The organism is Pseudomonas fluorescens (assembly GCF_902497625.1).
In the GTDB taxonomy this organism is placed as follows: Bacteria; Pseudomonadota; Gammaproteobacteria; order Pseudomonadales; family Pseudomonadaceae; genus Aquipseudomonas; species Aquipseudomonas fluorescens_BQ.
Genome location: NZ_CABVGX010000092.1, coordinates 1 through 3,235 on the forward strand (window position 1 = coordinate 1; position 3,235 = coordinate 3,235).

The 3,235-nt window shown below is 62.4% G+C and carries 2 protein-coding genes; both read left to right on the forward strand.

Features of this window, described 5'->3' with window-relative positions:
- Positions 1-1,505, forward strand: a 1,505-nt coding sequence (gene kdpA, locus F8N12_RS27145; RefSeq protein ID WP_150583111.1) for a potassium-transporting ATPase subunit KdpA, incomplete at its 5' end; no start/stop codon positions are given.
- 247 nt (positions 1,506-1,752) lie between these two features.
- On the forward strand, positions 1,753-3,235 hold a 1,483-nt coding region (kdpB, locus tag F8N12_RS27150), incomplete at its 3' end, for a potassium-transporting ATPase subunit KdpB (RefSeq protein ID WP_150583112.1).

Consider the following 3,235-nt stretch of genomic DNA (forward strand, 5'->3'; position numbering starts at 1 on the left):
AGAAATACGCCCTGGCGTTGCTCGCCTTCAACCTCGCCGGTTTTGTGTTGTTGTTCGCGATCCTGCTGTTGCAGAACTACCTGCCGCTCAACCCGCAGAACCTGCCGGGCCAGGAGTGGACGCAAGCGTTCAACACCGCCGTCAGCTTCATGACCAACACCAACTGGCAGTCGTACAGCGGCGAAGCCACGCTCAGCTACCTCAGCCAAATGGTCGGCCTGACCGTGCAGAACTTCGTCAGCGCCGCCACCGGCCTGGCCGTGCTGGTCGCGCTGTGTCGCGGCATCGGGCGCAAATCCAGCCGCACCCTCGGCAACTTCTGGGTCGACATGACCCGCGCCACACTCTACGGATTGTTGCCGCTGTGCCTGTTGCTGGCGCTGTACCTCGTCTGGCAGGGCGTGCCGCAAACTTTCGCGCAGTATGTGAATGCCGTGACGATGCAAGGTGTCGATCAGGTGATCCCGCTAGGCCCGGCTGCCAGCCAGATTGCGATCAAGCAACTGGGCACCAACGGTGGCGGTTTCTTCGGCGTCAACTCGGCGCACCCGTTCGAGAACCCGACTGCCTGGAGCAATCTGTTCGAGATGGCTTCGATCATTCTGATCCCGGCCGCGCTGGTGTTCACTTTTGGTCATTACGTCAAAGACCTGCGTCAGAGCCGCGCGATCATCGCCTGCATGCTCGCGCTGTTCCTGATCGGCGGCGCCACTTCGTTGTGGGCCGAATATCAACCGAACCCGACCCTGAACAACGCCGCCGTCGAACAGACCGCGCCGCTGGAAGGCAAGGAAGTGCGCTTCGGCACCACGGCCACCGTGCTCTGGTCGGTGACTACCACCGCTGCATCGAACGGCTCGGTCAACGCCATGCACGACAGCCTTAATCCGCTGAGCGGCATGGTGGCGATGGTCAACATGATGGTTGGCGAAGTGATCTTCGGCGGCGTCGGCGCGGGGCTCTACGGCATGTTGCTCAATGTGCTGATCGCGGTGTTCCTCGCCGGCTTGATGATCGGCCGCACCCCGGAATACCTCGGCAAGAAACTCCAGGCCAGGGAAGTGCAGTTGCTCGTGGTGACGCTGCTGGTGATGCCCATGGGCGTATTGGTATTCGGCGCAATTGCCGCCAGCCTGCCGGGCCCGGTGGCATCGGTGAGCAACCCCGGCGCGCACGGTTTCAGTCAGTTGCTGTACGCCTACACCTCGGCCAGCGCCAACAACGGCTCGGCGTTCGGCGGCTTCGGTGCCAACACCGCGTTTCACAACCTGATGCTCGGGTTCGGCATGTTGCTCGGCCGTTTCGGCTACATCCTGCCGGTGCTGGCGCTGGCCGGCAGCCTGGCGATGAAGAAAGCCGCGCCGATCAGCCCGAACAGTTTCCCCACCCATGGCCCGTTGTTCGTGACGTTGCTGACCGTGACCATTTTGCTGGTGGGCGGTTTGACCTTCCTGCCGGCACTGGCGCTCGGTCCGATTGCTGAACATTTGAGCCTGGGTTTCTGAGCCTGATGCCAATCAGTCAGACAAAACCCGCGCTCTGTAGCAGCTGGCGCAGCCTGCGTCCGGCTGCGCAGCAGTCGCTTACCTTTCCCAAGCGCTGCGTCAGAAAAACCAGGCGCTCAGGTTTTACGACTGCTGCGCAGCCGGACGCAGCCGGACGCAGGCTGCGCCAGCTGCTACAGAGTTCGGATTAGCGCATGGCTGATTGGTACTGGATTTCAGTTCTCTTTTTAGGAGCAGAACATTGAACATGCCCGCAAGTAAACCGGCTGCCGCGAAGGCACCGGAACAACCGAAGACCGCTATCTCGGCGCTGTGGCGACCGGCGTTGTTGCAAGCGTTCGTCAAGCTCGACCCGCGCCAGCTGAAGCGTTCGCCGGTGATGCTGGTGGTTGAGCTGACCGCCATTTTCACCACCGTGCTGTGCTTTATTCCCGACCCTGCGGTGCCAACCTTTGTCGCCGCGCAAATCGCCCTGTGGCTGTGGTTCACCGTGCTCTTTGCCAACTTTGCCGAGGCTCTGGCTGAGGGGCGCGGTAAAGCTCGCGCTGACAGTCTCAAGGCCGGCAGCGAAGGCCTCAGCGCTCGCCGAAAAGCCGCTGACGGCACGTTCCAGATCGTCCCGGCCGCCAGCCTGCGCAAAGGTGATGTGGTGCGCGTCGCGGCGGGGGAAATGATCCCCGGTGACGGCGAAGTGATCGAGGGCATCGCGGCGGTCAACGAAGCGGCGATTACCGGTGAATCGGCGCCGGTGATTCGTGAGTCCGGTGGCGATCGCTCGGCGGTCACCGGCAACACCCGCTTGGTCTCCGATTGGCTGATGGTGCGGATCACCAGTAATCCCGGCGAGTCGACACTCGATCGCATGATCGCCCTGGTCGAAGGTGCCAAACGCCAGAAGACCCCGAACGAAGTGGCGCTGGATATTCTGCTGATCGGCCTGACCCTGATCTTTCTGCTGGTGGTCGTCACCCTGCAACCGTTCGCGCATTTTGCCAACGGCAGCCTGCCGCTGGTGTTCCTCGTGGCGTTATTGGTCACGCTGATTCCGACGACGATTGGTGGTTTGTTATCGGCCATCGGGATTGCCGGGATGGACCGCCTGGTGCGCCTCAACGTGATTGCCAAATCCGGTCGCGCGGTGGAAGCGGCGGGGGATGTGCACGTGTTGTTGCTGGACAAGACCGGCACCATCACGTTCGGCAACCGTCGGTGCACGGCGGTGTATGCCGCGCCCGGCGTCAGCGCCATGCAACTGGCCGAAGGTGCGCTGTTTGCATCGCTGGCCGATGACACGGCGGAAGGCAAATCCATCGTCGAGTTTTTGCGCAGTCTGCATCCGCAACCTGAGCCTGCCGCCGAGTTGCTGACCGGCGTGCCGTTCAGTGCCGAGACGCGTTTGTCCGGCGTGGATTATCAGGGCCGCGTGTTCCGCAAAGGCGCGGTGGATTCGCTGTTGGATTTTGTCGGCTTGAAACGCGCCGATCTGGCCCCGGCACTGACGCGGGAAATCGAGCGGATTGCGCAGAGCGGTGGTACGCCGTTGCTGGTCTGTGCTGATGGCAAGTTGCTGGGTGCGATCCATCTTAAAGACGTGGTGAAGCCCGGCATTCGCGAGCGTTTTGCCGAACTGCGCAAGTTGGGGATTCGCACGGTGATGGTCACCGGCGACAACCCATTGACTGCAGCGGCGATTGCGGCGGAGGCGGGCGTCGACGACGTGCTGGCCGAGG